Below are 24,736 nucleotides of genomic sequence, written 5' to 3'. Positions count from 1 at the left end.
CACCTTGCGCCCCGACTGCGCCTGCCACAGCCCCGCTGCCAAGGGAGGTGCCATGTTAACTGCATGTGATACAGATTTTCTGGCCAAGTTATCGGGGCTTTTGCCCCCCGATGCGCTGGCCGCACCAGAACCGCGCTATCTGGAAGAGCCGCGCGGGCGGCTGACAGGGCAGGGCGGTGCTGTGGCGCTGCCGCGCAATGTCGAGGAGGTGTCTGTGATCTTGCGCGCCTGTCATGCGGCGCATGTGCCTGTCATTCCCTATGGGGGGGGCACGGGGCTGGTCGGCGGGCAGGTGGGCTTGGGCAATGCGCTGCCGCTGATCCTGTCGCTGGAACGGATGCAGGCGATCCGGCAGGTCTACCCGACAGAGAATGTCCTTGTCGCAGAGGCGGGGGCGATTTTGGCCGATGTGCAGCGCGCCGCAGAGATGGCGGGGCGATTGTTCCCTTTGTCGCTTGCCTCGGAAGGGTCGGCGCGCATTGGCGGGTTGCTGGCCTGCAATGCGGGCGGGGTGAATGTGCTGCGCTATGGCAATGCGCGCGATCTGACATTGGGGCTGGAAGTCGTCCTTGCGGATGGGCGCATCTGGCACGGGTTGAAGCGGCTGCGCAAAGACAATACCGGCTATGATCTGCGCCATCTGATGATTGGCTCGGAAGGTACGCTTGGCGTGATCACTGCCGCCAGCCTGCGATTGTCGCCGCGCCCTGCGGTGCAGGGGGCTGCCCTGATGGTGGTGGATGGACCAAAGGCCGCCTTGTCGCTGCTGGCGCTGGCGCAAGCGCGGCTTGGGGACGGGATTTCAGCCTTCGAGTTGATCAGCGGGACGGGCCTTGCCTTTCTGGCCGAAACAATGACGCAGGTCCGCCAGCCCTTTGCTGTGCCACCAGACTGGATGGTGCTGATTGATCTGGGCCTGCCTGCGGGGGCGGATGCCTCTGACGCGCTGGAGCGGGTATTTGCCGATGCGCTGGAACAGGGCTTGGTGCGTGATGGTGTGATCGCGGCGAACCTTGCGCAGCGCAAGGCGTTCTGGAGCCTACGCGAATCCATTCCAGAGGCGAACCGCCATATAGGTGCCATCGCCAGCCATGACATTTCGCTGCCCTTGTCCGAGATCGCGCCCTTCATCGCCAAGGCGGGGCAGGCGTTGGCGCGGATCAAGGCCTGCCGGATCAACTGTTTTGGCCATCTGGGCGATGGCAACCTGCATTATAACGTCTTTCCCGCCACAGGGCACAGCCGCGCCGCGTATGATGGGGAGCGCGCGCAGATCACCACTTGCGTGCATGATCTGGTCCACCAGATGGGCGGCTCTGTCAGTGCAGAGCATGGGATCGGGCGGATCAAGGCGGCGGATCTGGTGACCTATGGCGATCCGGTCAAGCTGGCTATGATGCGCGCGATCAAAACCGCGCTGGACCCGCATGGAATATTGAACCCGGGGGCTGTGTTAATGCATGATGAAATGCAGGGCGAATAACACAGCAGCCCCGCCAAAAATTGTGAGCGTGGCATTGCGCGTCAGAAAGCTGATGGCGATGGTGGCAATAGCAGCCCCCATCCGCACAGGGTCAAGCGTGCCTTCTGTCGCCTGTGGAAACAGGATCAGCGGTGTGATCATGCCGGGCATGACCGCGACGGCCGTATAGCGCAGATGCCGCAGCACCCATTCGGGCAGGTCACGATTGCCGATGATGCCAAGAAAAGACAGCCGCAGCAGGTATGACCCCAGCCCCAGCCCGATGATGATCGTCCAGATATGCGCGGTGGTGAAACTCATGCTTGCCCCCGCAGGCTGATGCGGCGTTCCACCTCGGCGCCCGCCATCATGGCCAGCAGGGCGGCAAGCAGCAGGCCCAGATTGAAGGGCAGCGCGGCAAAGACCAGAACCCCGATGATCGACACCAGCGCGGCGGCGACATGCGCCATGCTGCGCAGCATCGGCACAATCAGCGCCAGAAAGGTGATCGGCACTGCGAAATCTATCGGCAGGTCCGCAGGCACAGCGGTGCCCAATGTGGCCCCGCCCCATGTGGCCAGATACCAGAGCGGACAGATCGGGGTGACGACGCCAAGGTAATAGGACAATTTGCTTTCGGGCGTCATGGACGGGGTGTTTTCATATTTCAGGATCGAGGCGGCATAGGCCTGATCGACCATGAAGTATGACACCACACCGCGTTTCCACCACGAAATCCGCCCCAGATGCGGCGCGAGCGAGGCGGAATACATCGCCATGCGCAGGTTCACGGCCAGCGAGGCGGCCAGTACGATCAGCACCGGGGCGTTATCGACCATCATCTGCACAGCCACGAATTGCGCGGCCCCTGCAATGACCAGCACGGAAAACCCCATGACCTGGGCAAGGTTCAGCCCCGCTTCGGTGGCAACAACACCAAACACCGCGCCGAAAGGCAGGATCACCAGAATGAACGGGGTGCCATCGCGCATGCCTTGACGGAAATCCTTGGACAGTGCCATGCGTCCCTCCATGTGTTGGGTCTTGCGCCCGCCTGTCACCGGCGCGCGTGTGGCAGGAGTTTTTGAGTATTTGGAGCAAGAAAATGCCCCAAAATTTAGTTCATATGTTCAGGATGTTTACTGCCGGGGCAGGGCAGGTGCAAGCCGGTGTTTCAGCGCGAGAACACGCCCGAGACGCGCCCGACCAGCATGAAAGCACGGGCCGAGCGCGTATCGGCGATGGCGGTGATCTGGCTGTCATCGGCCTGTGGGGTAAAGGCCGAGAAGACGCGGTCGAATTCGCGCAGGAACAGATGGGCGCTGGCGCGAAATTCGGGGTCAGAGCGCATCCGGCCAGAGGTGATCGCAAGGCAGGAGCGGTCGCGGATACCCCCCAAAGGCGCGATCATCGGCCCGCGCGTGCCTTGTGCGAAAGCGCGCCAGAATTCGGGGCGCGCGCGGTCGGGGCGCAGGTCATCCATATAGATGCCTTCTTGTGCCAGCCGTGTCAGCACATCCTGTGCTGCGCGGATCAGGGGGGCAATGCGCGGGTCCGAGAGCGCGCGGCGCAGCGAGTGGAAGCCTTCGGCATCGTCTTCGTTTTCGGGAAAGTTCAGCGCGCGGATCAGATCGGCGGGGGGAAGGGGGGCATCTGTGGTCTGAGCGTCGCTGTCCAGTGGAAAGGTGGCCTGCTGGTCGGGAGGCGCAGGCGCATCCGAGGGCATGGATGGGGGCCGCGTGCGCTGCGAGAAAAACATGGTCAGGCGCGTGTCGGTTTCTTCCTGTGCGGATTTCAGGTCTTCCAACCGGCTTTGCGCAACAGGTGACAGGGCGGCTGTTTCCGCCTCTCGTTGCACCACGACGCGGCGCAGTTCATCGACTGCGCCTTGTAAGTGATGCGTCTCGCGGCTGAGGGACCAGGTTGCCGCCGCCACAAGAAGCCCAAGCGATACGATGATCGCGGGCGTAAATGCTGCAAGGGCGATTGCGCCCAATGTCAGCCGGTCCATGGCCGTGAGATCTGCGACCAGTAAAAACCCCAGCCCCGACACCAGCCAGACCGCAAGCGCCCCTATGCGGGCAAGGCGCGGGTCCAGCCCTTGCGGCTTGGCTTTGCCGGGTGGTTTTGGGGCGGGGGCTGGCCGGTTGTCGGTCATGTTATTTGTAAATGATGGACAGAATCTCGTAATTGCGCGAGCCACCGGGGCTGCGCACTTCGACGCTATCGCCGACATCCTTGCCGATGAATGCCCGTGCAAGCGGGGATTTGATGTTCAGCAGACCTTTTTCCAGATCGGCCTCTGCCTCGCCCACGATCTGATAGGTGCGTTCCTCATCTGTGTCTTCATCCACGAAGGTCACGGTTGCCCCGAATTTCACGGTGCCTGACAACTTGGCAGGATCAATGACTTCGGCACGCGAGAGGATGGATTCCAACTCTTTTATCCGCCCTTCGGTGAAGCTCTGCTTTTCGCGTGCGGCATGGTATTCGGCATTCTCCGACAGATCGCCATGCTCGCGCGCCTCTGCGATGGCGCGGATAATTGCGGGCCGGTCTTCGGACTTGAGCTTGCGCAGCTCTGCATCCAGCAATTGCTGACCTGTACGGGTCAGGGGCAGTTTTTCCATTTTGTGTCCCCTCGCATTATAAAAAAGACCGCCCGCAGCATGGCTGGGGCTGTCCTCTCTTGTCAGCATATCTGACCGCACCCGCTGACAGATTGCAAGAGGAATGCGCGCGCGGCAGCATCGGGGCTGGATTGCGGCGCGATGTCGCGCGCGAATGCTGCGACGCCGCGTTTGCATTGACCATGGTTGTACCTGTGCGTTAGGGGTGTGACGAAAGATTATGTCAAACGCAGCCCGCCACGCGCAAGAACAGGAGTCCCCATGTCCGGCACTGAACGCGAAGCCATGGAATATGATGTTGTAATCGTTGGCGCGGGGCCTGCGGGCCTGTCGGCGGCGATCCGGCTGAAACAGCTTGATGCCGATCTCTCGGTGGTGGTGCTGGAAAAAGGGTCAGAGGTTGGCGCGCATATCCTGTCGGGCGCAGTGCTGGACCCGTGCGGGCTGGATGCGCTGATCCCCGACTGGAAAGAGCGCGGCGCGCCCATAAAGGTGCCGGTGAAAAAAGACAATTTCTATATGCTGGGGCAGGCGGGGCAAATTCGCGTGCCCAACTGGCCGATGCCGCCCTTGATGAACAACCACGGCAATTACATCGTATCCATGGCCAATGTCTGCCGCTGGATGGCCGAACAGGCCGAGGAACTGGGGGTCGAGATTTTCCCCGGCATGGCCTGTTCAGAACTGGTTTATGACGGCGCGCGCGTCAAGGGCGTGGTTGCGGGCGAGTTTGGCAAAAATCCTGATGGCACCCAAGGCGAGGGGTATGAGCCGGGCATGGAGTTGCATGGCAAATATGTTTTCCTGTCCGAAGGGGTGCGCGGGTCGCTGTCCAAGGAAGTGATTGCCAAATACGACTTGTCCAAGGACGCTGAGCCGCAGAAATACGGCCTTGGCATGAAAGAAATCTGGGAGATTGACCCAGAGAAACACGCCGAGGGCACGGTCACCCATACAATGGGCTGGCCACTGGGCAAGAATGCAGGTGGCGGCAGCTTCATTTACCATATCGACAATAATCAGGTCTATCTGGGGTTTGTGGTGCATCTGAACTATGCCAACCCCTATCTGTCGCCCTATCAGGAATTCCAGCGCTTCAAGCACCATCCTATGGTGGCCGAGCTGCTGAAGGGCGGCAAACGTGTGGCATATGGCGCACGCGCGATTTCCGAGGGCGGCTATCAGTCCATCCCCAAGGTGACCTTTCCGGGCGGCGTTTTGCTGGGCTGTTCGGCGGGGCTGGTGAATGTGCCGCGCATCAAGGGCAACCATAACGCCATGCTCTCGGGCAAGGCCGCAGCCGAAGCCGCGCATAAGGCGATCACGGCGGGGCGTGCCGGGGACGAGTTGAGCGATTACGAGGATGATCTGCGCAATGGTCCGATTGGCCGCGATCTGAAAAAAGTGCGCAATGTGAAACCGATGTGGTCGAAATGGGGCCTGATGCCTTCGCTGGGTCTGGGCGGTCTGGATATGTGGACGAACACATTGGGCTTTTCGCTGTTCGGCACCATGGCGCATGGCAAAACCGACGCCGCTGCCACCGGACTGGCCAAAGATCACAGCCCCATCGACTACCCCAAGCCCGATGGCAAGATCAGCTTCGACCGGCTGACGAATGTGGCCTATTCCTTTACCAACCACGAAGAAAGCCAGCCCGCACATCTGACCTTGAAAGACCCCTCCATCCCGATTGCTGTGAACCTGCCCAAATATGCCGAACCTGCGCAGCGCTATTGCCCTGCCGGTGTCTATGAGGTGGTTGCGGAAGAGGGGAAAGACCCGCGCTTTGTCATCAACTTCCAGAATTGCGTGCATTGCAAAACCTGTGACATCAAAGACCCCAGCCAGAATATTCACTGGGTCACGCCGCAAGGGGGCGATGGGCCGAATTACCCCAATATGTGACGCGCTTTTGCGTGACAATCGGGTGAGATTGCGGGTAGGCGCGATGTTTCGCGGCCATTATGATTGCCTCGGGGGGGTGTGCGGCCTAGTGTTGCACATAACTCAAACGAACGGAGCTGCCGCCTCGTGACACCCTCAAGTTCCTTTACGCGCATCATTGCCATTGCTGCGCTGTGTATACCGACCTTTTTGCAGCCTGTCGCAGCACAGGACGGCGCGACGCTTCCGCCGGGGCTTGCATCGGCCTTTCTGACGGGGCGGGTTGCTGTCGCCTCTGAGGATTTTGCGCGCATGGCGCAAAGCTATGACACCGCGCTGCAAGCTGATCCGGAAAACGAGACGTTTCGTGAACTGGCCATGCAAGGCTGGCTTCTGAGTGGCGATTTCGCGCGCGCAGCCGAACTGGCTGCGCAGGCCGCCGCATCGGGCGAGATGACGCAGGTCGCGGCTGTTATCCTTCAGGCGGATGAATTCAAGCGCGGCGACTATTCGGCTGTGATCGCGGCGTTGCAAGACGGGCGGCGCTCTGGCCCGCTTACAGATGCGATGGGCGTGGCTTGGGCTGAATTGGGCAAAGGCAGCATGTCAGACGCGGTGGAAGCGTTTGAAGCCGCAATTTCCGAGCGGGTGGAACTTGCCCCTTTCGCGCTGTACCAAAAAGCGCTGGCGCATGCTTTTGTGGGCGATATGGAACGCGCGGCGCAAATCCTGTCGGGCGAGGATGGCGCAGAAGTTAGCCTGTCCCGCCGTGGTGTGCTGGCCCATCTGACCATCCTGTCGCAATTGGGCCGGTTCGAGCAGGGACAGGCGCTGGCCGATGCCATATTCGGGGGCACCCCTGATGACGATGTGGCGGTTCTGATCGACGCCTTGCAGCAGGAAATGTCCATTCCTTTTGCAACTGTGACCTCTGCCAGCGACGGAATGGCCGAGGTGTATTTCGCGCTGGGCAGCGCGCTTGCAGGTGATCGCGGTGATTGGCTGCCCATCATATACGGGCAACTTGCACTTGCGCTGCGCCCGGACCATGGCGATGCCATCTTGCTGACAGGGCAGCTGTTGGAGCGGGTCGGGCAATATGACCTTGCGGACCAGACCTATGGGTTGATGCCCGCTGACAACCCGCAATATCTGGGGGCCGAACTGGGCCGCGCAAATGCGCTCTACCAGTCCGGTCAGGTAGACGAGGCTGTGGAACGGCTTGTGTCCTTAAGTGCGGCGCGCGCCGATTCGATCCTTGTGCACAGCTCTCTTGGTGACATGCTGCGCCGCGAGGAACGCTTTGCCGAGGCGGCAGAGGCCTATACTCGTGCCATCGACTTGATTGACGAGGTCGAGGCCCGCCATTGGGTGCTGCTATATACCCGCGCCATTGCCTATGAACGCACCGGCGAATGGGATTTGGCCGAACCGGAATTCCGCCGCGTGCTGGAATTTGTCCCAGATGAACCGCAGGTGCTGAATTATCTGGGCTATTCCCTGATCGAGAAGCGCCGCAACCTTGATGAAGCGCTTGATATGATTGAACGCGCGGTCGCAGGCGACCCCGAAAGCGGTTATATCACCGACTCGCTGGGTTGGGCCTATTACAGGTTGGGCCGCTATGAAGAGGCCGTGCCGGTGATGGAACGCGCGGTAGAATTGCTGCCGCGTGATCCGATCCTGAATGACCATCTGGGCGATGTGTATTGGGCTGTCGGGCGTCAGCGCGAGGCGCGCTTTCAGTGGCGCCGCGCGCTTTCATTTGCGCCCCATCCCGATCTTGATGTCGATCTGGTGCGCCGCAAGCTGGAAATCGGCAAAGAGCCAGCACTAGAAGAGTTTGACACCCCGCAATGATCGGCGCGGAACTTGCCCCGGCCAAAATTAACCTGACGCTGCATGTGACGGGGCAGCGCGCTGATGGCTACCATCTGCTGGATTCGCTGGTGGTGTTCACCGAAGCTGGGGACCATGTCAGCGCGCGCAAGTTGCAGGGGCTGTCATTGTCGATCACAGGGCGCGAGGGGGCGGGGCTTGGCACAGGTGCCGATAATCTGGTGCTGCGCGCCGCGCGCCTGATGGGGGCCAGTGACCTTGCCTTGACGCTGGAGAAGAACTTGCCGCTATCGTCTGGCATTGGCGGCGGGTCATCTGACGCGGCTGCCTGCCTGCGCCTTGTTGCGCGCGTGACGGGGGCACCCTTGCCTGCCATGCGCGCGGTGCTGGGGTTGGGGGCGGATGTGCCTGTCTGTCTGGCCCCGCGCCCCTGCCGGATGCAGGGAATAGGCGAAACACTCACGCCCGTGCCAAACCTGCCGCCTTTCTGGATGGTGTTGGTCAATCCGCGCGTCGAAGTCCCCACCCCGCAAGTGTTCCGCGCCTTGGCGCAGCGCGACAACGCCCCGATGCCATCCGCACTGCCCGACTGGCATGATACAGGTGCTTTGTTCGCGTTTCTGGCAGAGCAGCGCAACGACCTGCAACCCCCCGCCTGCCGGATTGCCCCACAGATTGGTCTGGTTCTGGATGCGCTTGACGCGGCGCAGGGCTGCGCGCTGGCGCGCATGTCAGGGTCTGGTGCAACCTGTTTCGGTATGTTTGCCGCACGCGCCGAGGCAGAGCACGCCGCGCAAGTCTTGCAGGCCGCGCACCCCGAATGGTGGGTGGTGCCAACAGGCCTTCTGGCCGGTCAGTAAAGCCGGGCCACGACATAATCGGCCAAGTCAGACAGCATGTCGCGTATGTCGTGATCCGGCATCAGGGCAATCGCCGCTTTCGCACGGTCTGACCATGCCAGCGCTTCGCGCCGCGTGCTCTCAAGCGTGCCGTGGCGGGTCATCAAGGCGCGGGCATGGGCGAAATCCCCGTCATTCTGCACGCCCTTGCCAATGACGCGCGCCCAAAAAGCACGCTCTTCACTGTCGGCCTGCGCAATGGCGCGGATTACAGGCAGGGTCACTTTGCGTTCGCGGAAATCATCGCCTATATTCTTGCCAATCGCATCGCCCGCGCCACCGTAATCCAGATAATCATCGACAATCTGGAAACTGACGCCAAGCGCGTCGCCATAGCTGAAAAGTGCCTGAACATGGTCTTCAGGTGCCCCCGCCAGAACGGCGCCCGCTTCGGTCGCGGCAGAGAACAGCGCCGCAGTTTTGCCACGGATTACCCGCAAATACTGGTCTTCTGTCGTGTCGATATTCTGCGCCGTGCTCAGTTGCAGCACCTCGCCCTCGGCAATGGTGGCCGAGGCGTTGGACAAGATATCCAGCACCCGCAGCGAGCCGCATTCCACCATCAACTGGAACGCGCGCGCAAACAGATAATCGCCCACCAGCACCGAAGATTTATTGTCCCATAACAGATTGGCGGTGGCGCGCCCGCGCCGCTGCTGGCTTTCATCGACCACATCATCATGCAGCAGGGTGGCGGTGTGAATAAACTCTACCGTGGCGGCCAAATGGTGATGGCGTGCGCCCTGATAGTTGCACAGATGCGTTGCTGCCAGAACCAGCATGGGGCGAATACGCTTGCCGCCTGCCTCGATCAGATGCGCCGTGACCTCGGGGATGCGCGGCGCATGCTCGGACGCCATACGCGCGCGGATCAGGGCATTCACCTGCTCCAGATCCTTGCCAAGATATGCGGCAAGGCGGTCATGGGGGGCTTGGGCCAGCTGCTGCGTGTCCATATTGTATTCAGTCCTGTCTCGACAAACTCTTCCATGAAGACATAGGGTGTGCGCATGAAAGAACTACTGCGCACAACAAACCCGACGATCATTCCCTTCGCCACGGCCATTCTTCAGGGCGAGGGTATAGAGGTGTTTGATATAGACGTCCATATGCACACGCTGGAATCAACCTTGGGCATGATGCCGCGCCGCTTGCTGGTCCGGCGAGAGGATCACTTCATGGCCGTCTCGATCCTGCGCGAAAACGGCATTCCCCTGCATGACTGACCCAGACCTGACGCGCGACGCGTTTCTTGATGGCAGGGTGCAGGCGTGGCAGCCGCGCGCGGGCTACAGGGCGGCAACCGATCCGGTGTTGCTGGCGGCAGCGGTGCCCGTGCGGGCAGGGCAAACCGTGCTGGAGCTGGGCTGCGGGGTGGGGGTTGCGTCCCTCTGTCTGGCCGCGCGGGTGCCGGGGCTGGAGATGACAGGCGTTGAGGTTCAGGCCGAATATGCCGCCCTTGCACGCCGCAACGCCGCCGAGAATGGCGCGGCCTTGCAGGTGGTGGAGGCTGATTTGGAAGCCCTGCCCACTGACCTGCGCGCGCGCCGGTTCGACCATGTGATTGCCAACCCGCCCTATTACGCCCCCCAAGGCCCTGCGGCGCAAAATGCGGGCCGCGACAAGGCGTTGCGCGAAGACACGCCGCTTGCGGTCTGGATCGACACCGCGCTGCGGCGCGCGCGCGATGGCGGCTATATCACCCTGATCCATCTGGCAGAACGGTTGCCCGATCTGCTGGCGGGTTTCGCGGGCCGTGCGTCGTGTCATGTCCTGCCGCTGGCGGCACGCGCGCAGCGCCCTGCGCGCCGCGTCATTGTGCAGGCCCGCAAGGGCGGGCGGGCGCCCTTCGTGCTGCTGCCGCCCTTGGTCATACATCAAGGCGCGGCGCATCTGGGCGATGGCGACGACTTCACCGACACGGCGCGCGCCCTGCTGCGCGATTGCGCCGCGCTGGGCTTGGGCGAAATGGCGCAGGCATAGGCTCTTGCCCCTGACCGATCTGCATTGCATAGGAAGCGCATGGCCCAGCAACTCGATTATTCCACAATCCGAGAGATATTTCGCCGCTTTCACGCGGCCGACCCAGAGCCGAAGGGCGAGCTGGAGCATGTCAATGTCTATACGCTGGTCGTAGCGGTCGCATTGTCGGCACAGGCCACCGATGTGGGCGTGAACAAGGCCACCCGCGCGCTGTTCCAGATTGCCGACACGCCCCAAAAAATGCTGGATTTGGGCGAAGAAGGGCTGATCGCGCATATCAAGACCATCGGCCTGTTTCGCAACAAGGCCAAGAATGTCATCAAACTCAGCCAAATTCTGGTAGATCAATATGGCGGCGAGGTGCCGTCCAGCCGCGCGGCGCTGCAATCACTGCCCGGTGTGGGGCGCAAGACTGCGAATGTCGTGCTGAACATGTGGTGGGGCATGCCCGCGCAGGCCGTGGACACCCATATTTTCCGCATCGGCAACCGCACCGGCATCTGCCCCGGGCGCGATGTCACAGCGGTTGAACGCGCGATTGAAGACCACATTCCCGCCGAATACCAGCTTCATGCCCATCACTGGCTGATCTTGCATGGGCGCTATGTCTGCAAGGCGCGCAAGCCCGCCTGTGGCGCCTGCCTGATCCGCGATTTATGCCAATACGAGGATAAAACCCTATGAAAACTTATAATATCGCTGGAATCGGCAATGCGGTTGTCGATGTCATCACCACTGTGGATGACAGGTTTCTGGACCGCATGGACATTCACAAAGGGATCATGCAACTGATCGAGCGCGCGCGCGCCGAAACGCTGTATGACGCCATGACGGACCGCGCGCAGGCCTCTGGTGGGTCGGTTGCCAATACTTTGGCGGGGGCGGGCAAGCTGGGGCTGAAAGCGGCCTTTGTCGGGCGTGTGAATGACGACGATCTTGGGCGGTTCTATGCCCAAGACACCGAGGCGGCGGGCACGCGCTTTGTCAATGCACCCGTTGCGGGGGGCGAATTGCCCAGTTCGCGCAGCATGATTTTCGTCACGCCTGATGGCGAGCGCTCGATGAACACCTATCTTGGCATCTCTGCCGAACTTGGCCCCGAGGATGTGGACGAATCCGTGATGGCCGATAGCGAGATTGTCTTTCTGGAAGGCTATCTGTTCGACAAGGACAAGGGAAAGGACGCCTTCCTGAAGGCCGCGCGCGCCTGTCGCGGGGCAGGGGGCAAGGCGGGGATTGCGCTGTCTGACCCGTTCTGTGTGGACCGTCACCGCGCCGATTTCCGCGATCTGGTGGCCAATCACATGGATTATGTGATCGGGAATGAACAGGAATGGGTGTCGCTGTATCAGGCGAATGATCTGGATGATGCGCTGGCCCAAGCGGTGCAGGATTGCCCGCTTGTGGTTTGTACCCGCTCGGGCGATCCGGTGTGGATATGCGCGCAAGGGCGCAAGCTGGAAATCCCCGTCACGCGCGCAGTGCCGGTCGATGCAACAGGGGCGGGCGACCAGTTCGCCGCTGGGTTCCTGTATGGGCTGGCCACAGGGCGCGATCTGGAAACGGCAGGGCGCATGGGCGTGATTGCCGCGTCAGAAGTCATCAGCCATATCGGTGCGCGCCCCAAAACCGATTTGCGCGCGGCCTTTCGGCGGGCAGGGTTGATTGGCGCATAAATTCCTTGTGCGAATGCAGGCTCTGCGGCAGGCTGGCACCATATTTGCCAGAGGGATAGCTATGAAACACGCAATTTATGCTGCGACCATCGCCTGCCTGACCACTTTGCCCGCCCATGCCGACCCGTTCGTCGAGGCGCTGGAAACCGCGATCGAGGCGTATCAGGACGGCGATTACCAATATGCCGAGGATGAACTGGCGCAGGCGCAACGCCTGTTGGGCGCGATAAAGGCCCAAGGGCTTGCAAATTTCCTGCCCCCCGCCCCCGATGGCTGGACGCGCGCGCTGGACACCGAGGGCAGCCAGATGATGGGCTTCATGGGCGGGGGCACAATGGCCAAGGCTGTCTATTCGGGCGATGCGGGAAGGTTCGAGTTGACGCTGATGGCCGACAACCCGATGGTTGCACAGCTTGGGATGATGCTGGGCAATTCAACCATGATCGCCCAGATGGGCGGGCAGGTTGAACGCATTGGCCGCGTGCGGTTCTTGCGCGAAGACCAAAGCCTGAAAGCCATTGTCGCCAACCGCATTCTGGTGCAGGCCGAAGGGGCGGATGCAGATGTGATGATCCCGCTTCTGGAACAGATTGATTTCCGCGCGATGGAGAATTTCTAACGCGCCATACAGACGGCACGAGCAAGGGCAAGTGCGGTTTGAAATGCTTGCAAAGCCAGGGCCTGCCGCCCATATCTGCACCGGATACAGTGCTTATGACCTGAGGGAGAGCCTTGATGGGGTATACCAAGACAGCCATGTTGATGGCCGCAATGACCGCCTTGTTCATGGGGGTTGGCTATCTTTTGGGGGGCGGTGCGGGCCTGCTGCTTGCCTTTGCCGTGGCGGCGGGCATGAATGCCTATGCCTATTGGAATTCCGACAAGGCTGTGTTGCGCATGCATAATGCGCAGGAATGCAACAGTCAGGTCCACCCCGATTTGCAGCGCATGGTGCATCAGTTGGCCGATGATGCAGGCATGCCGCATCCGCGTGTCTATGTCATAGACCAAGACCAGCCCAATGCCTTTGCCACAGGACGAAACCCTGAAAATGCGGCGGTCGCTGCCACAACCGGCCTGTTGCGGCGCATGTCGCGCGAAGAGGTGGCGGCGGTGATGGCGCATGAACTGGCGCATATCCGCAATTATGACACGCTGATCATGACAGTGACGGCCACTTTCGCGGGTGCCATCTCGATGCTGGCAAATTTTGCGATGTTCTTTCGCGGCGGGCGTAATCAGGGGGCAGGGGGCGCTATTGCGGCCATTGCTGTGATGATCCTTGCGCCCTTGGCGGCGGCGGTGGTGCAGATGGCCATTTCACGCTCGCGCGAGTATGAGGCAGACCGCGTGGGCGCCGAGATTTGCGGCAACCCGCTCTGGCTGGCCTCTGCGCTGGAAAAGATACAGGGGTTTGCCTCGCGCATCGATTATGACAAGGCTGAAGAGAACCCGCAGACCGCGCATATGTTCATCATCAACCCGCTGCATGTCCATAAGCGCGACAAGCTGTTTTCAACCCACCCGAACACCGAAAACCGCATCGCGGCCTTGACGCGGCTGGCACAGGAAAACGGCATTCGCCCTGCCATGCCAGCCCGTGCCCAGAACCCTTGGGGTTAATGCGGGGTCAATGGCAGGCGTCCTGACTCGGTCAGCACGGATACCTGCCGGTTTTCAATGACAATCGCGGTCAGGGGGCCGCCATATCCGGCGCGGCTGTCGATATTCACGCGGTTGCGGTAGTGCTTGGGGGCATGCAACGCTGTGTGCCCGTGAACGATAAGTGGCCCGTGATCGCGCGTGTCCATCAGGAACGGGTCGCGGATCCAGACCAGATCCTGTTCGGCCTGCTGCGATAGCGGTACACCGGGGCGAATGCCTGCATGGACATGCAGCACACCGGCATAAGCGTAATGCAGCGGCAGGTCGCGCAGAAAGGCAATGTCTTCGGGTGCGATGGCATCCAGAACCTGTGCCCGCGCGCGCTTGATATGGAACGAGGTGGGCCGGAACAGCCCGTAAGACATCAGCGTTTCTGCCCCGCCAATCGCAGGGTGCAGGTAAGTAACCTCCGCGCGCAAATTCGGGTCGTGCCAGTTAGGATCGGTCAGGAATTTCTCGAACAGGCGGTCGTGGTTGCCTTTCAGCACCACCCAAGGCGCCCCACCTTGCAGGCCCGCGCGCAGATACCGGACAACGCCTGCGCTATCCGGTCCCCTGTCCACCAGATCGCCCAGATGCACGATGGGCGCATCCGGGTCGCCGCAACGCTTGCGGTCGGCCTCGATCCAGCGATGGGCTTGGTGCAACAGGGCAAGCTGCCCGTGAATGTCGCCTATGGCATAGCTGCGCATGACCGTCCTTTTCAACTGCGTGCAGGCGGACACAACCAGCCGTGACGCCTTGGGTCAAGTCCAAGGCGTCACGCCAAGTCTTCAGGCTACGTCAAAGGCAAGCGGGCGCACTTGTTTGAACAAGCCTGTCGCGCGCAGCTTGTCCAACACGCTCTCGGGGGCGGGGGCGTCAAGATACAGCAGGGCAATCGCATCCTTGCCCGCCTCGGACCGGCCCAAGGTGAAGTTGGCGATATTCACGCCATTCTCGCCCATGGTCTGGCCCAAGGTGCCGATAATGCCGGGCATGTCTTCGTTGGTGGTGTAGAGCATGTGATTGCCCACTTCCGCGTCAAGGGTGATGCCCTTGATCTGGATGAAGCGCGGCTTGCCATCTGAAAAGACCGTGCCCGCAATGGACCGCTCGCGCGTGTCGGTCACGACTGTCAGCTTGATATAGGCATCGAACACGCCCGATTTCGCCTGTGTGGTGGTCGAAATCTGCACACCGCGTTCTTTGGCGACCACAGGCGCGGACACCATGTTCACATCGGGGTTGGTGGCTTTCATGATGCCTGCAATCACGCCGCACCCCAGCGCGTCAAGGTTCATATCCGCGACCTTGCCATCATAAAGGATGTTGATGGCCTTGATCGGCTCGTCTGTCATCTGGCCTGCAAAGGCACCCAGATGTGCGGCCAGTTTCAGCCACGGCCCCATGATCCGCGCTTCCTCGGCGGTGACCGATGGCATGTTGAGCGCGTTTTGCACCGCACCTGACAACAGGTAATCCGACATCTGTTCAGCCACTTGCAGGGCCACGTTTTCCTGCGCCTCGGTGGTAGAGGCGCCCAGATGCGGGGTGACAACCACATTCGGCATGCCGAAGAGCGGGCTTTCGGTGGCAGGCTCAACGGCGAACACATCGAGTGCGGCCCCCGCGACATGGCCGGATTTCAGCGCCTCGGCCAAAGCGTCCTCGTCAATCAGCCCGCCGCGCGCACAGTTGATGATCCGCACGCCTTTTTTCGTTTTGGCAAGGTTTTGTGCCGACAGAATATTGCGGGTCTTGTCGGTCAGCGGCACATGCAGGGTGATGAAATCCGCCCGCGCAAGCAGCGTGTCCAGATCCACTTTGGTGACGCCCAGTTTCGTCGCGCGCTCCTCGCTCAGGAACGGATCATAGGCGACAACCTTCATCTTCAGCCCCAGCGCGCGGTCGCACACGATGCCGCCAATATTGCCAGCCCCGATGACACCCAGCGTTTTGGCGGTCAGCTCCACCCCCATGAAACGCGACTTTTCCCATTTTCCTGCATGGGTCGAGGCATTGGCCTCTGGGATCTGGCGCGCAACGGCCATCATCAGCGAGATGGCGTGTTCGGCAGTGGTGACCGAGTTGCCGAAAGGCGTGTTCATCACGATCACCCCTTTTTTAGAGGCGGCAGGAATATCGACATTGTCCACGCCAATACCCGCGCGGCCCACGACTTTCAGATTGGTGGCCGCTTCGAGAATCTTTTCCGTCACCTTGGTGGCCGAGCGGATGGCAAGCCCGTCATACTGGCCAATGACTTCGAGCAGTTTTTCTTTGTCCTTGCCCAGATTGGGCAGGTAATCCACCTCGACCCCGCGATCGCGGAAAATCTGGACGGCAGTTTCAGACAGTTTGTCGGATACGAGAACTTTGGGTGCCATGATCGTGGCTCCTTGCATGAAAAATGGGGGAAGAGGTGGCGGGTCAAGCCCGCCACAATGCTGCACTCAGCCGGTGGCCAGTGCCGCGCGTTCTGTATGATAGGCCCAGTCCAGCCATGGCATTAGCGCCTCGATATCCGAGGTCTGGACCGTCGCGCCACACCAGATGCGCAAGCCCGCAGGCGCGTCACGATACGCCCCGATATCCAGCGCCACGCCCTCTTTCTCCAGCCGCTTTGCAACCGCTTTGGCGAAAGCCGCACCATCGGTAATGCTGGCATCGGTGAATTTCAGGCACACACTGGTGGTCGAGGCTGTTGCAGGATCTTCGGCCAGATTGGCGATCCAGTCATTCGCGGCGCAAAACTGCGCGATGACGTCTGCATTGGCGTCGCACCGCGCGATCAGGGCAGGCAGGCCGCCAATCTCGCGCGCCCAATCCAGCGCCAGCAGGTAATCTTCGACCGCCAGCATGGAAGGGGTGTTGATCGTCTCGCCCTTGAATATGCCGTCAATCAGCTTGCCGCCCTTGGTCATGCGGAAAATCTTGGGCATGGGCCATGGCGGCGTGTAGCTTTCCAGCCGTTCGACCGCGCGGGGGGACAGGATCAGCATGCCATGCGCCGCCTCGCCGCCCATGACTTTCTGCCACGAGAAGGTCACGACATCCAGCTTGTCCCAAGGCAGGTCCATCGCAAAGGCCGCCGATGTGGCGTCACAAATGGTCAGCCCTGCGCGGTTGGCGGGGATCATGTCCCCATGCGGCATGCGCACGCCAGAGGTGGTGCCGTTCCATGTGAACACAACATCTGTGTCATAATCGATGCTGGCCATATCGACGATCTGGCCGTAATCGGCGGTCTTGACCTCGGCATCCAGTTTCAGTTGCTTGACCGCATCTGTCACCCAGCCTGCGCCAAAGCTTTCCCATGCAACCATCGTGGTCTTGCGCGCACCCAAGAGTGACCACATCGCCATTTCAACTGCGCCAGTGTCAGAGGCGGGAACGATGCCGATATGATGATCGGCAGGCACGCCAAGGATGTCGCGCGTACCGTCAATCGCGGCTTTCAGCTTGGCTTTGCCCACAGCGGCACGGTGCGAGCGGCCCAAGGGCGCATCAGCCAGTTTTGCCAATTCAAATGTGGGGATTTTGGCACAGGGGCCAGAAGAAAAGCGCGGATTTGCCGGGCGCTTGGCCGGTTGAGCGGGTATCGACATGGTATCCTTCCAGATATTTGCCCTTCGTTGGGGAAGGGTGTCCCAAGGCAGCGTCTACGGCGCAATCGGTGCTGGCACAAGATGGAAAATTGCACTAGAGCGCCGCTTGAGCGCGCAAAAACGACGCAGCCTGTTCACCATCGGAAACTTGCCCCGGATTAGCCCCATGTATGTCGCCACATTGCTGACCAACCCCGCCACCCCCAAGCTGGACGCCACCACGGTCGAGGCGTTGCGCAACGCATGGGGCGGGGGCGCGGCGCTGTGGCTGAACCCGGGCGTGGCGGCTGAGTTCTCGCTGGATGTGATGCCTGAAAACCTGTGGCAGGTCTGGGCTGATTTGCAGCCATTGGGCATTGATCTGGCGGTGCAGCGCCAAGAAGGGCGGCGCAAGCAGATGTTGCTGGCCGATATGGACAGCACCATGATCGGGCAGGAATGCATTGACGAGCTGGCAGATGAGGCGGGCGTGGGGGAATATGTCGCAGGCATTACCGCGCGCGCGATGAATGGCGAGCTGGAATTTGAACAGGCGCTGCGCGAACGCGTGGCGCTATTGAAAGGGCTGGATGCAAGCGTCATCGCCAAGGTTCTGGCCGCGCGCATCACCTTTACCCCCGGCGGGCGCGAATTGATTGCCACGATGAAGGCCAATGGCGGCTATGCTGCCTTGGTCTCGGGCGGGTTCACGGCCTTTACCGCGCATGTGGCGCAGGCTTTGGCCTTTGACGAGCATCGCGCCAATACGCTGCATATTGACGGTGGAAAACTGGCAGGCACTGTCGCGGACCCGATTCTGGGCCGCGAAGCGAAGGTGGCCGCGCTGGACGAGATCAGCGCGCGGCTGGGCCTGTCGCCTGCAGATGTGATGGCCGTGGGCGACGGGGCCAATGATCTGGGCATGCTGGGGCGCGCGGGCGCAGGCGTTGCCCTGCATGCAAAACCCGCTGTGGCCGCAGAATGCGATTTGCGCATCAATCATGGCGATCTGACGGCGCTGTTATATCTGCAAGGATATAGCTGCGACGAGTTTGCACAACCCGCCTAAACGGCGCGCCCAGGTTTTTTTCGCGGCGCTGCTGGTGATGGCGTCGGGGCTGTGGCATGTTCGGCGCAGGGCATAAAAGCCGCCAGCCCGATGAAGACGCAACAGGAGAAAAGCCATGCCAATCAAGAACCGTTTTGCAGAAATGCTGCCTGAAATCATGGCATGGCGGCACGATTTCCATGCCCATCCCGAAATCCTGTTCGACTGCCACCGCACTGCGGGTATCGTGGCGGAAAAGCTGCGGCAGTTCGGCTGCGATGAGGTGGTTGAAGGGATCGGGCGCACAGGGGTTGTGGGTGTGATCCGTGGCAAAAGCACGCAATCCGGCCGTGTCGTGGGGTTGCGCGCCGATATGGATGCGCTGCCCATCCATGAGGCGACAGGCGTGGACTATGCCTCGAAAGAGGCGGGCAAGATGCATGCCTGCGGCCATGACGGGCATACCGCCATGCTGCTGGGGGCCGCGAAATATCTGGCCGAGACGCGCAATTTTGACGGCACGGTTGTCGTTATCTTCCAGCCCGCCGAAGAAGGCGGCGGCGGCGGTGACGAGATGTGCCGCGAGGGTTTGATGGCGCGGTTCGGCATTCAGGAAGTCTATGGAATGCACAACTGGCCGGGCAATCCGGCGGGTGAATTTGCCATCCGTCCCGGCCCGTTTTTCGCAGCCACAGACCAGTTTGAAATCGGGGTCGAGGGGCGCGGGGGGCATGCGGCCAAGCCGCATTACTGCGTCGATACAACGGTTGTCGCCGCGCAGCTTGTGGTTGCCATGCAAAGTATTGTCAGCCGCAACGCAGACCCGACACTGGAGATGGTTGTCTCTGTCACCTCTTTCGTGACTGATTCGCAGGCGTTCAACGTGATTCCCCAGCATGTGACGCTGCGCGGGACAGTGCGCACGCTTAGCCAAGACATGCGCGATCTGGCAGAGATGCGCATCAAGGCTTTGGCCGAACATACCGCCGCTGCCTTTGGCGCGCAGGCGCATGTCGATTACCGGCGTGGCTACCCCGTGATGGTCAATTCCGCGACCGAGACAGACCATGCTGTTGCTGCGGCGCGCGCTGTTTCAGGCCAATGCGCAGATGCGCCGCTTGTCATGGGGGGCGAGGATTTCGCCTACATGCTGCAAGAACGCCCCGGCGCGTATATTCTGGTCGGCAATGGCGACACTGCCGATGTCCATAACCCGGCCTATAATTTCAATGACACGATCATTCCTGCCGGCTGTAGTTACTGGGTGGAACTGGCCGAGCAGCGCATGCCTGCGGCCTGAGCGCAGATAGGCCAGAAAAAAGCCCCGGGAAAACCCGGGGCTTTTTGATGTGTTGCGCTGCGATCAGGGGCAGGGTGCTTCGTAATAGGTGCCGTCCCCACGCGCATAGGCGCATGTGCCTGTGCGGGCATTTTGTGCCAGCAACGTACCTGCTGCGGCACCGGCAACAGTTGTCAGGATTGTCCAGTTGGTATTGGCCCCAAGCAGGTTGCCAACGGCCAGACCGCCTGCCGCACCGGCAACACCGCCGACGACGCTGCGTTCGGTCTGGGTCATCTGGCACCCTGCCAAAGCCAGCGTGGCAGCGAGGATGGTGACTGGAAACAGTTTCTTCATGATTTCTCCTTCCGGGGATTACCCTGTCTTAATATACACGCAGTCTAACATATTCTCAGACGCTGTCACATCTTGTCGGGACATTTGGCAGAAGGTCAATCATGCCAGCATGTGGCGCTGGCGGAAAATCGCCACAAACGCATGGTCTTCCCCGTCTTGGTCCGGTCGCTGCGTATCAGGTATAACGCGCGCGCAGGGTGTCAGGTTCCGCAGTTTCTGCCATCCCCACATTCCAGTGCGACGCGTATTGCAAATGACGACTCTTGCGCAGTGACCGACACAGCGTAGCCCTGCGCCGCAATTTCTGCCCCCGCCAAGGCGAAATGTATCTTGGCCGAGGTCAAATCCTCGATCCTGCCTGCGTCGCATAGCGCGGTCCACAAGCTGTCCTCGATCCGCAGACGGTGCGCATTTGCGACCAGTTCCACCCCGCAGGGGGCAGAGCGCAACACGATTTCGCCGCCCCATGGCACTGTGGTTTCCAGACACATCAGCAACAGAAACATCAGCTTGACCTGCTGGCGCGTCAGCTCTGTGCCGCATGTCCAGCTGACTTTGTGTTTCTGGTGGGGTTGCAACGCATCCAGAATAGACAGGATTTCGGCGCGCGAAATCGACTGGCTGGCCGATACGATGCCAAAGGCGATCCGGTAAAAGCGCAGGCGCGCATTCGCGCTGTCGGTGCTTTGTGCCACCAGCGACAGTTCCGGCCCAAGTGTGGACGAGGCAAGCTGCATCAATTCCAGCCCGTTGCCAATTGCGCCCAGCGGGCTGACCAGATCATGACAAATGCGCGAGGCGACCATGGCACTCAGGTCTTGATCGGTGTTTCCGGTTTGCCCTGTGCGGCGCGCAGCGCTATGAGTGGCGTCATGAGCCATCTTATTCTTTCCCCCGGAATGTTCGTTCGTCACCCCCAGCACCCGGAATGGGGGGTCGGGCAGGTTCAATCTCGTATTGGCGAAATGGTAACAGTCAGTTTCGTTGAAGCGGGTAAACAGGTAATTAATGGATCAAAAATAGCTCTTATACTCGTCTCGGACGCAGAGCTTTAGCGTGGCACAACCTTGACGTGTAGGCAAGCCGTTTGATGACATATGTCTGGATATAGATAAGCGCTGCGCAAACCGGGGACGCACTGAGATGACAGCAGGAGCAGCAACCACAATGAGCATGGCAGCAGCGGGCATGACGCACCCTTCCCACCGGCTGACAGTGCGTCTTGCCACCACCGAGGCAGACTTGCGTGCCGCGCAAAGGTTGCGCTACCGTGTTTTTATCGAGGAGATGGGCGGCAGCGGGGAACTGGTCGATCACGCCGCACGGCTGGAACGCGACAGGTTTGATGCAGTTTTTGACCATCTTTTGCTGATAGACGCGGCCCGCGACCCGGCAGAACTTGACCATGTTGTGGGCGCATACCGGCTGTTGCCCGACACACGGCTTGCGCAAGCAGGCCGGTTTTATTGCGATGATGAATTCGACCTGACACCTTTGCGCCGCTCTGGCAGGCGTTTGCTGGAACTGGGCCGCTCTTGCATGGACCCTGCCTATCGGGGCGGGACTGGGATGTTGCAATTGTGGCAGGGGCTGGCGCAATATGTGATCGCGCATGACATCGAAATTCTGTTCGGCGCGGCCAGTTTTCATGGCACGGACCCGCAGCACTGGGCGCAATCGCTTGGCTGGCTGCACCATCACCACCTTGCGCCAAATGGGCTGCGGGCCTGCGCGCGTCAGAAAAACGGTTTTGTGCCAATCGCGCCCGAATTGCTGGACCGGCGGGTGGCACTGTCGCAGATGCCCTCGTTGATCCGCGCGTATCTGCGCTTGGGCGGGGTTGTGGGCGAGGGGGTTTTTGTGGACCCCGCATTTCGCACAACCGATGTCTGCATCATTCTGGACACCGCTGTCATGTCTGCGCAAGCGCGTGCCTTTGCAACACGCGTCAGTGCCGAAGGGCCGCCCGAATGACATGGACATCCGAAGTTCCGCCGCCAGAACAGGCGTTTGACGCGCGCGCGTGGCCGCGCGTGCTGTTGCGTTTGGGGGCGCTTGGGGGGCTGATGGTTTTCGGGCTGTCGTTCAAGCTGGTCCTTCGCATGGTCGAGCGTCCGGTTTTCGGGCTGCGCCGCCCCATAACGCCGATAATCACGCAAGCGGTGTGCCGTCTGGCGCTGAAAATCATGGGCCTGCCGGTGCATGTGCAGGGCCAGCCTATGCGCCAGCGCGGCGCGATTGTGGCCAATCACGCCTCTTGGCTGGATATTTTTGTGCTCAATGCTGCGGATCGGGTGTTTTTCGTGTCCAAGGCCGAAGTGGCGGATTGGCCGGGTATCGGCTGGCTGGCGCGCGCGACTGGGACAGTTTTCATCCGCCGCGACCGCCGCGAGGCGACCCGGCAAAAACTGTTATTCGAGGCGCGATTGGCTGCGGGCCACAGGCTGTTGTTTTTTCCCGAGGGGACAAGCTCTGACACGCAGCGCGTTTTACCCTTCAAATCAACGCTTTTTGCGGCGTTCTTCGTGCCGCAGTTGCGCGATAGCCTGCATATCCAGCCGGTCAGCGTGACTTATCATGCCCCCCAAGGGGCCGATCCGCGGTTTTATGGATGGTGGGGCGATATGGAGTTTGCGGGCCATTTGCTGTGCATCCTTGCAAGCCGCAGGCAAGGGCGCGTCGATCTGGTGTTTCACCCGCCCATCGCCGTGGCCGATATGCCAGACCGCAAGGCCCTGACACTGGCTGCCGAAGGCGCGGTGCGCGCGGGCTTTGCCGCGCAGCCCTGCTGGCAAGAAGAAAGGTGATGGCGGTTTTAGGGCGATCTAGCTTGAGCGGCTTCGCACTTAAAAATCTGGCCGTCTCTTTTGCCCGCGCCTTCGCCCCAAATACCCCCGCATCACACATGCACAAGGGCCGGTGGCGCGCCCCTAGCGCAGGGGGGCTGTCAGTTTGGCAAGCGCTGCGACCGGGTCTTCAGCGCCCCAGATTTCTTCGCCAAAGGCAAAGAAATCCGTAATCGGTGCAAAGGCTTCGACAAGTTCCACACTCAGCGCGCCTTCTGCGACAACGGGCAATTCGATCACTTCGGACCACCACTCGAACACGTCCCATTCGACCAGTTGCCCATCGCCCAGTGCTGTCTGCCCGACAGGGCCAAAGCTGACATAATCCGCGCCCGCTTCGCCCGCGCTCATCCCGTCATGGCGCGAGGTGCCGCAAAATGCGCCGATAATCGTATCCGCGCCCAATTCGTCGCGCAATTTGCGGATGCGGGCATTGGCATCGCTCAGGTGCACGCCATCCAGCCCCAGCCGTTCAACCATCAGCACATGGTCGGAAATCACCATCGCCACATCATGCGCATGCGCAATATCGCGCAGTGCATCGCCGGTGCGCAGGATTACATCCTCGTCGCGGGTGGCCAGTGACAGGCGCAGGCAGGCCACATCATGCGCCTCCAGCACCCGCGCAAGCGTGGTGGGGAATAGGTCCAGATCGATCACGGGCGGGGTGATCAGATATAGCTGTGGTTTGTCATCGCTCATGGCGGGCCTCTTGTGCAAAACTTGCGCCCTCATAGCCCGCGCGGGGGGCGGAAACAAGCACGCCTGCTTGAAGCAGCGGCGCAAGGGCGCTAAGGGCAGGGCCTAGCCCCCCCCGCACCCAGAGGCCCCATGACCCCACTTGATGACCAGCTCTTCGATGCACCCACGCCGTTCATGGTGCTGGTGCGCCCCCAGATGGGCGAAAATATTGGTGCGGCGGCGCGCGCGATGCTGAATTTCGGCTGCGCGCGCATGCGGTTGGTCGCGCCGCGCGATGGCTGGCCGAACCCCAAAGCCTCGGCCATGGCTTCGGGGGCGTATAAGGTGCTGGACCGTGCGGGCGTGTTCGACGATCTGCCTGCCGCGATTGGCGATTGCGATTATGTCTTTGCCACCACAGCGCGCGGGCGCGGGCTGACCAAACCTGTATTGACGCCTGAACACGCCATGATCCAGGCGCGCGCCATGTCGGCGCAGGGCAAGCGTGTGGCGGTGCTGTTTGGCCCCGAACGCGCGGGGCTGGAAAATGACGATGTGGCGCGCGCCAATGCCATTATCACAGTGCCGGTGAACCCTGCGTTCTATTCGCTTAATCTGGCGCAATGCGTGTTGCTGGTGGCCTATGAATATGCCCGTCTTGGTGCAGAAACCCCGCCCGAGGTGATGGCGATGGCTGGCACGGAATTCGCCACCTCGATCGAGCGCGAGAAGCTGGGCGACCATTTCGAACAACGGCTGGAGGATGCCGGTTTCTTCTTTCCCGAAGGCAAGGCCGAGACGATGAAACTGAATCTGCGCAACATGTGGGCACGCCTTGCCCTGACGCGCGCGGATGTGCAAAGCCTGCATGGGATGCTGCGCAAACTTGTGGGTGGGCAGGGGCAACGCTAGGGT

The 24,736-nt window shown here is 61.0% G+C and carries 27 protein-coding genes; 16 read left to right on the top strand and 11 right to left on the bottom strand.

Going from position 1 to position 24,736, the window contains the following annotated elements; translation table 11 throughout:
- The first annotated feature begins 52 nt into the window (after positions 1 to 52).
- A complete protein-coding gene (locus BG455_RS15280; RefSeq protein ID WP_071470855.1) occupies positions 53 to 1,483 on the top strand; it encodes an FAD-binding oxidoreductase in 1,431 nt (476 codons plus the stop codon).
- On the opposite strand, the gene BG455_RS15275 is transcribed toward BG455_RS15280, so the two are convergent.
- From BG455_RS15275 to greA, 4 genes are all read right to left on the bottom strand, one after another.
- Positions 1,454 to 1,783 carry an AzlD domain-containing protein gene (locus BG455_RS15275; protein ID WP_071470854.1) on the bottom strand — a complete coding sequence of 110 codons (330 nt, stop codon included), beginning with the start codon at positions 1,781 to 1,783 and terminating at the stop codon, positions 1,454 to 1,456. The two genes, BG455_RS15280 and BG455_RS15275, sit on opposite strands and share 30 nt — an antisense overlap.
- Positions 1,780 to 2,484, bottom strand: coding sequence for an AzlC family ABC transporter permease (locus BG455_RS15270; protein WP_071470948.1), 705 nt, complete (start codon positions 2,482 to 2,484; stop codon positions 1,780 to 1,782). The genes BG455_RS15275 and BG455_RS15270 overlap by 4 nt, the downstream gene beginning before the upstream one ends.
- Positions 2,485 to 2,636: 152 nt before the next feature.
- Positions 2,637 to 3,620, bottom strand: a complete 984-nt coding sequence (locus BG455_RS15265) for a hypothetical protein (protein ID WP_071470853.1) — start codon at positions 3,618 to 3,620, stop codon at positions 2,637 to 2,639.
- Between the two features lies 1 nt (position 3,621).
- Complete coding sequence (greA, locus tag BG455_RS15260; protein WP_071470852.1) at positions 3,622 to 4,092, bottom strand: transcription elongation factor GreA; 471 nt, start codon at positions 4,090 to 4,092, stop codon at positions 3,622 to 3,624.
- Between the two features lie 261 nt (positions 4,093 to 4,353).
- Here greA and BG455_RS15255 point away from each other — a divergent pair, with 261 nt between their 5' ends.
- The 3 genes from BG455_RS15255 to BG455_RS15245 all read left to right on the top strand — a co-directional run bounded on the left by BG455_RS15255 (position 4,354) and on the right by BG455_RS15245 (position 8,678).
- Positions 4,354 to 6,000 carry an electron transfer flavoprotein-ubiquinone oxidoreductase gene (locus BG455_RS15255; protein ID WP_071470851.1) on the top strand — a complete coding sequence of 549 codons (1,647 nt, stop codon included), beginning with the start codon at positions 4,354 to 4,356 and terminating at the stop codon, positions 5,998 to 6,000.
- Positions 6,001 to 6,126: 126 nt separating this feature from the next.
- On the top strand, positions 6,127 to 7,839 hold the full coding sequence (locus BG455_RS15250) for a tetratricopeptide repeat protein (protein WP_084386485.1): 1,713 nt from the start codon (positions 6,127 to 6,129) through the stop codon (positions 7,837 to 7,839).
- Positions 7,839 to 8,678 (top strand): 4-(cytidine 5'-diphospho)-2-C-methyl-D-erythritol kinase, encoded by an 840-nt coding sequence (locus BG455_RS15245; RefSeq protein ID WP_425438774.1) that lies wholly within the window; start codon positions 7,839 to 7,841, stop codon positions 8,676 to 8,678. The genes BG455_RS15250 and BG455_RS15245 overlap by 1 nt, the downstream gene beginning before the upstream one ends.
- Here the strand turns inward: BG455_RS15245 and BG455_RS15240 are convergent.
- The gene (locus BG455_RS15240; RefSeq protein WP_071470849.1) at positions 8,672 to 9,673 is read right to left on the bottom strand and encodes a polyprenyl synthetase family protein; all 1,002 of its coding nucleotides are present in this window, start codon (positions 9,671 to 9,673) and stop codon (positions 8,672 to 8,674) included. The genes BG455_RS15245 and BG455_RS15240 overlap by 7 nt on opposite strands.
- Positions 9,674 to 9,727: 54 nt before the next feature.
- Between BG455_RS15240 and BG455_RS15235 the strand changes: the two genes are divergently transcribed.
- The 6 genes from BG455_RS15235 to htpX all read left to right on the top strand — a co-directional run bounded on the left by BG455_RS15235 (position 9,728) and on the right by htpX (position 13,999).
- Positions 9,728 to 9,943 (top strand): putative signal transducing protein, encoded by a 216-nt coding sequence (locus BG455_RS15235; protein ID WP_071470848.1) that lies wholly within the window; start codon positions 9,728 to 9,730, stop codon positions 9,941 to 9,943.
- Positions 9,936 to 10,700 carry a tRNA1(Val) (adenine(37)-N6)-methyltransferase gene (locus BG455_RS15230; protein WP_071470847.1) on the top strand — a complete coding sequence of 255 codons (765 nt, stop codon included), beginning with the start codon at positions 9,936 to 9,938 and terminating at the stop codon, positions 10,698 to 10,700. The genes BG455_RS15235 and BG455_RS15230 overlap by 8 nt, the downstream gene beginning before the upstream one ends.
- 39 nt (positions 10,701 to 10,739) lie before the next feature.
- Positions 10,740 to 11,384, top strand: a complete 645-nt coding sequence (nth, locus tag BG455_RS15225) for an endonuclease III (RefSeq protein ID WP_071470846.1) — start codon at positions 10,740 to 10,742, stop codon at positions 11,382 to 11,384.
- On the top strand, positions 11,381 to 12,376 hold the full coding sequence (locus BG455_RS15220) for an adenosine kinase (protein ID WP_071470845.1): 996 nt from the start codon (positions 11,381 to 11,383) through the stop codon (positions 12,374 to 12,376). Before nth ends, BG455_RS15220 begins: the two co-directional genes overlap by 4 nt.
- A gap of 61 nt (positions 12,377 to 12,437) precedes the next feature.
- Positions 12,438 to 12,995, top strand: a complete 558-nt coding sequence (locus BG455_RS15215) for a hypothetical protein (protein WP_071470844.1) — start codon at positions 12,438 to 12,440, stop codon at positions 12,993 to 12,995.
- A 116-nt stretch (positions 12,996 to 13,111) separates the two neighbouring features.
- Positions 13,112 to 13,999, top strand: a complete 888-nt coding sequence (gene htpX, locus BG455_RS15210; RefSeq protein WP_071470843.1) for a zinc metalloprotease HtpX — start codon at positions 13,112 to 13,114, stop codon at positions 13,997 to 13,999.
- On the opposite strand, the gene BG455_RS15205 is transcribed toward htpX, so the two are convergent.
- The 3 genes from BG455_RS15205 to BG455_RS15195 all read right to left on the bottom strand — a co-directional run bounded on the left by BG455_RS15205 (position 13,996) and on the right by BG455_RS15195 (position 17,631).
- Positions 13,996 to 14,733: a metallophosphoesterase gene (locus BG455_RS15205; protein ID WP_071470842.1), complete on the bottom strand. Its 738-nt coding sequence runs from the start codon at positions 14,731 to 14,733 to the stop codon at positions 13,996 to 13,998. The two genes, htpX and BG455_RS15205, sit on opposite strands and share 4 nt — an antisense overlap.
- A gap of 81 nt (positions 14,734 to 14,814) precedes the next feature.
- Positions 14,815 to 16,410 carry a phosphoglycerate dehydrogenase gene (gene serA / locus BG455_RS15200; RefSeq protein WP_071470841.1) on the bottom strand — a complete coding sequence of 532 codons (1,596 nt, stop codon included), beginning with the start codon at positions 16,408 to 16,410 and terminating at the stop codon, positions 14,815 to 14,817.
- 66 nt (positions 16,411 to 16,476) lie between these two features.
- The gene (locus tag BG455_RS15195) at positions 16,477 to 17,631 is read right to left on the bottom strand and encodes a phosphoserine transaminase (protein WP_071470840.1); all 1,155 of its coding nucleotides are present in this window, start codon (positions 17,629 to 17,631) and stop codon (positions 16,477 to 16,479) included.
- 166 nt (positions 17,632 to 17,797) lie between these two features.
- Here BG455_RS15195 and serB point away from each other — a divergent pair, with 166 nt between their 5' ends.
- The gene (gene serB, locus BG455_RS15190; RefSeq protein WP_071470839.1) at positions 17,798 to 18,679 is read left to right on the top strand and encodes a phosphoserine phosphatase SerB; all 882 of its coding nucleotides are present in this window, start codon (positions 17,798 to 17,800) and stop codon (positions 18,677 to 18,679) included.
- A gap of 115 nt (positions 18,680 to 18,794) precedes the next feature.
- Positions 18,795 to 19,958, top strand: a complete 1,164-nt coding sequence (locus BG455_RS15185; RefSeq protein ID WP_071470838.1) for a M20 aminoacylase family protein — start codon at positions 18,795 to 18,797, stop codon at positions 19,956 to 19,958.
- Positions 19,959 to 20,021: 63 nt separating this feature from the next.
- Here the strand turns inward: BG455_RS15185 and BG455_RS15180 are convergent, their stop codons facing one another.
- Positions 20,022 to 20,294, bottom strand: a complete 273-nt coding sequence (locus tag BG455_RS15180) for a glycine zipper 2TM domain-containing protein (RefSeq protein ID WP_071470837.1) — start codon at positions 20,292 to 20,294, stop codon at positions 20,022 to 20,024.
- A 200-nt stretch (positions 20,295 to 20,494) separates the two neighbouring features.
- Positions 20,495 to 21,175, bottom strand: a complete 681-nt coding sequence (locus tag BG455_RS15175; RefSeq protein ID WP_084386483.1) for a histidine phosphotransferase family protein — start codon at positions 21,173 to 21,175, stop codon at positions 20,495 to 20,497.
- Between BG455_RS15175 and BG455_RS16995 the strand changes: the two genes are divergently transcribed.
- From BG455_RS16995 to olsA, 3 genes are all read left to right on the top strand, one after another.
- The gene (locus tag BG455_RS16995; protein WP_425438770.1) at positions 21,077 to 21,349 is read left to right on the top strand and encodes a DUF3553 domain-containing protein; all 273 of its coding nucleotides are present in this window, start codon (positions 21,077 to 21,079) and stop codon (positions 21,347 to 21,349) included. The two genes, BG455_RS15175 and BG455_RS16995, sit on opposite strands and share 99 nt — an antisense overlap.
- A gap of 133 nt (positions 21,350 to 21,482) precedes the next feature.
- Positions 21,483 to 22,268, top strand: a complete 786-nt coding sequence (gene olsB, locus BG455_RS15170; RefSeq protein WP_071470945.1) for an L-ornithine N(alpha)-acyltransferase — start codon at positions 21,483 to 21,485, stop codon at positions 22,266 to 22,268.
- Positions 22,265 to 23,101, top strand: coding sequence for a lyso-ornithine lipid O-acyltransferase (gene olsA / locus BG455_RS15165; protein WP_071470836.1), 837 nt, complete (start codon positions 22,265 to 22,267; stop codon positions 23,099 to 23,101). The genes olsB and olsA overlap by 4 nt, the downstream gene beginning before the upstream one ends.
- A 123-nt stretch (positions 23,102 to 23,224) precedes the next feature.
- Here the strand turns inward: olsA and BG455_RS15160 are convergent, their stop codons facing one another.
- Positions 23,225 to 23,842, bottom strand: coding sequence for a thiamine phosphate synthase (locus tag BG455_RS15160; RefSeq protein WP_071470835.1), 618 nt, complete (start codon positions 23,840 to 23,842; stop codon positions 23,225 to 23,227).
- A 129-nt stretch (positions 23,843 to 23,971) separates the two neighbouring features.
- On the opposite strand from BG455_RS15160, the gene BG455_RS15155 reads away from it, so the two are divergent.
- The gene (locus BG455_RS15155) at positions 23,972 to 24,733 is read left to right on the top strand and encodes an RNA methyltransferase (protein WP_111361137.1); all 762 of its coding nucleotides are present in this window, start codon (positions 23,972 to 23,974) and stop codon (positions 24,731 to 24,733) included.
- The last annotated feature ends 3 nt before the right edge of the window (positions 24,734 to 24,736 follow it).

The organism is Roseinatronobacter thiooxidans (genome assembly GCF_001870675.1).
GTDB classification, from domain to species: domain Bacteria; phylum Pseudomonadota; class Alphaproteobacteria; order Rhodobacterales; family Rhodobacteraceae; genus Roseinatronobacter; species Roseinatronobacter thiooxidans.
Note: the sequence above shows the minus strand (reverse complement) of the source record. Positions and strands in the feature narration are given on the sequence as shown.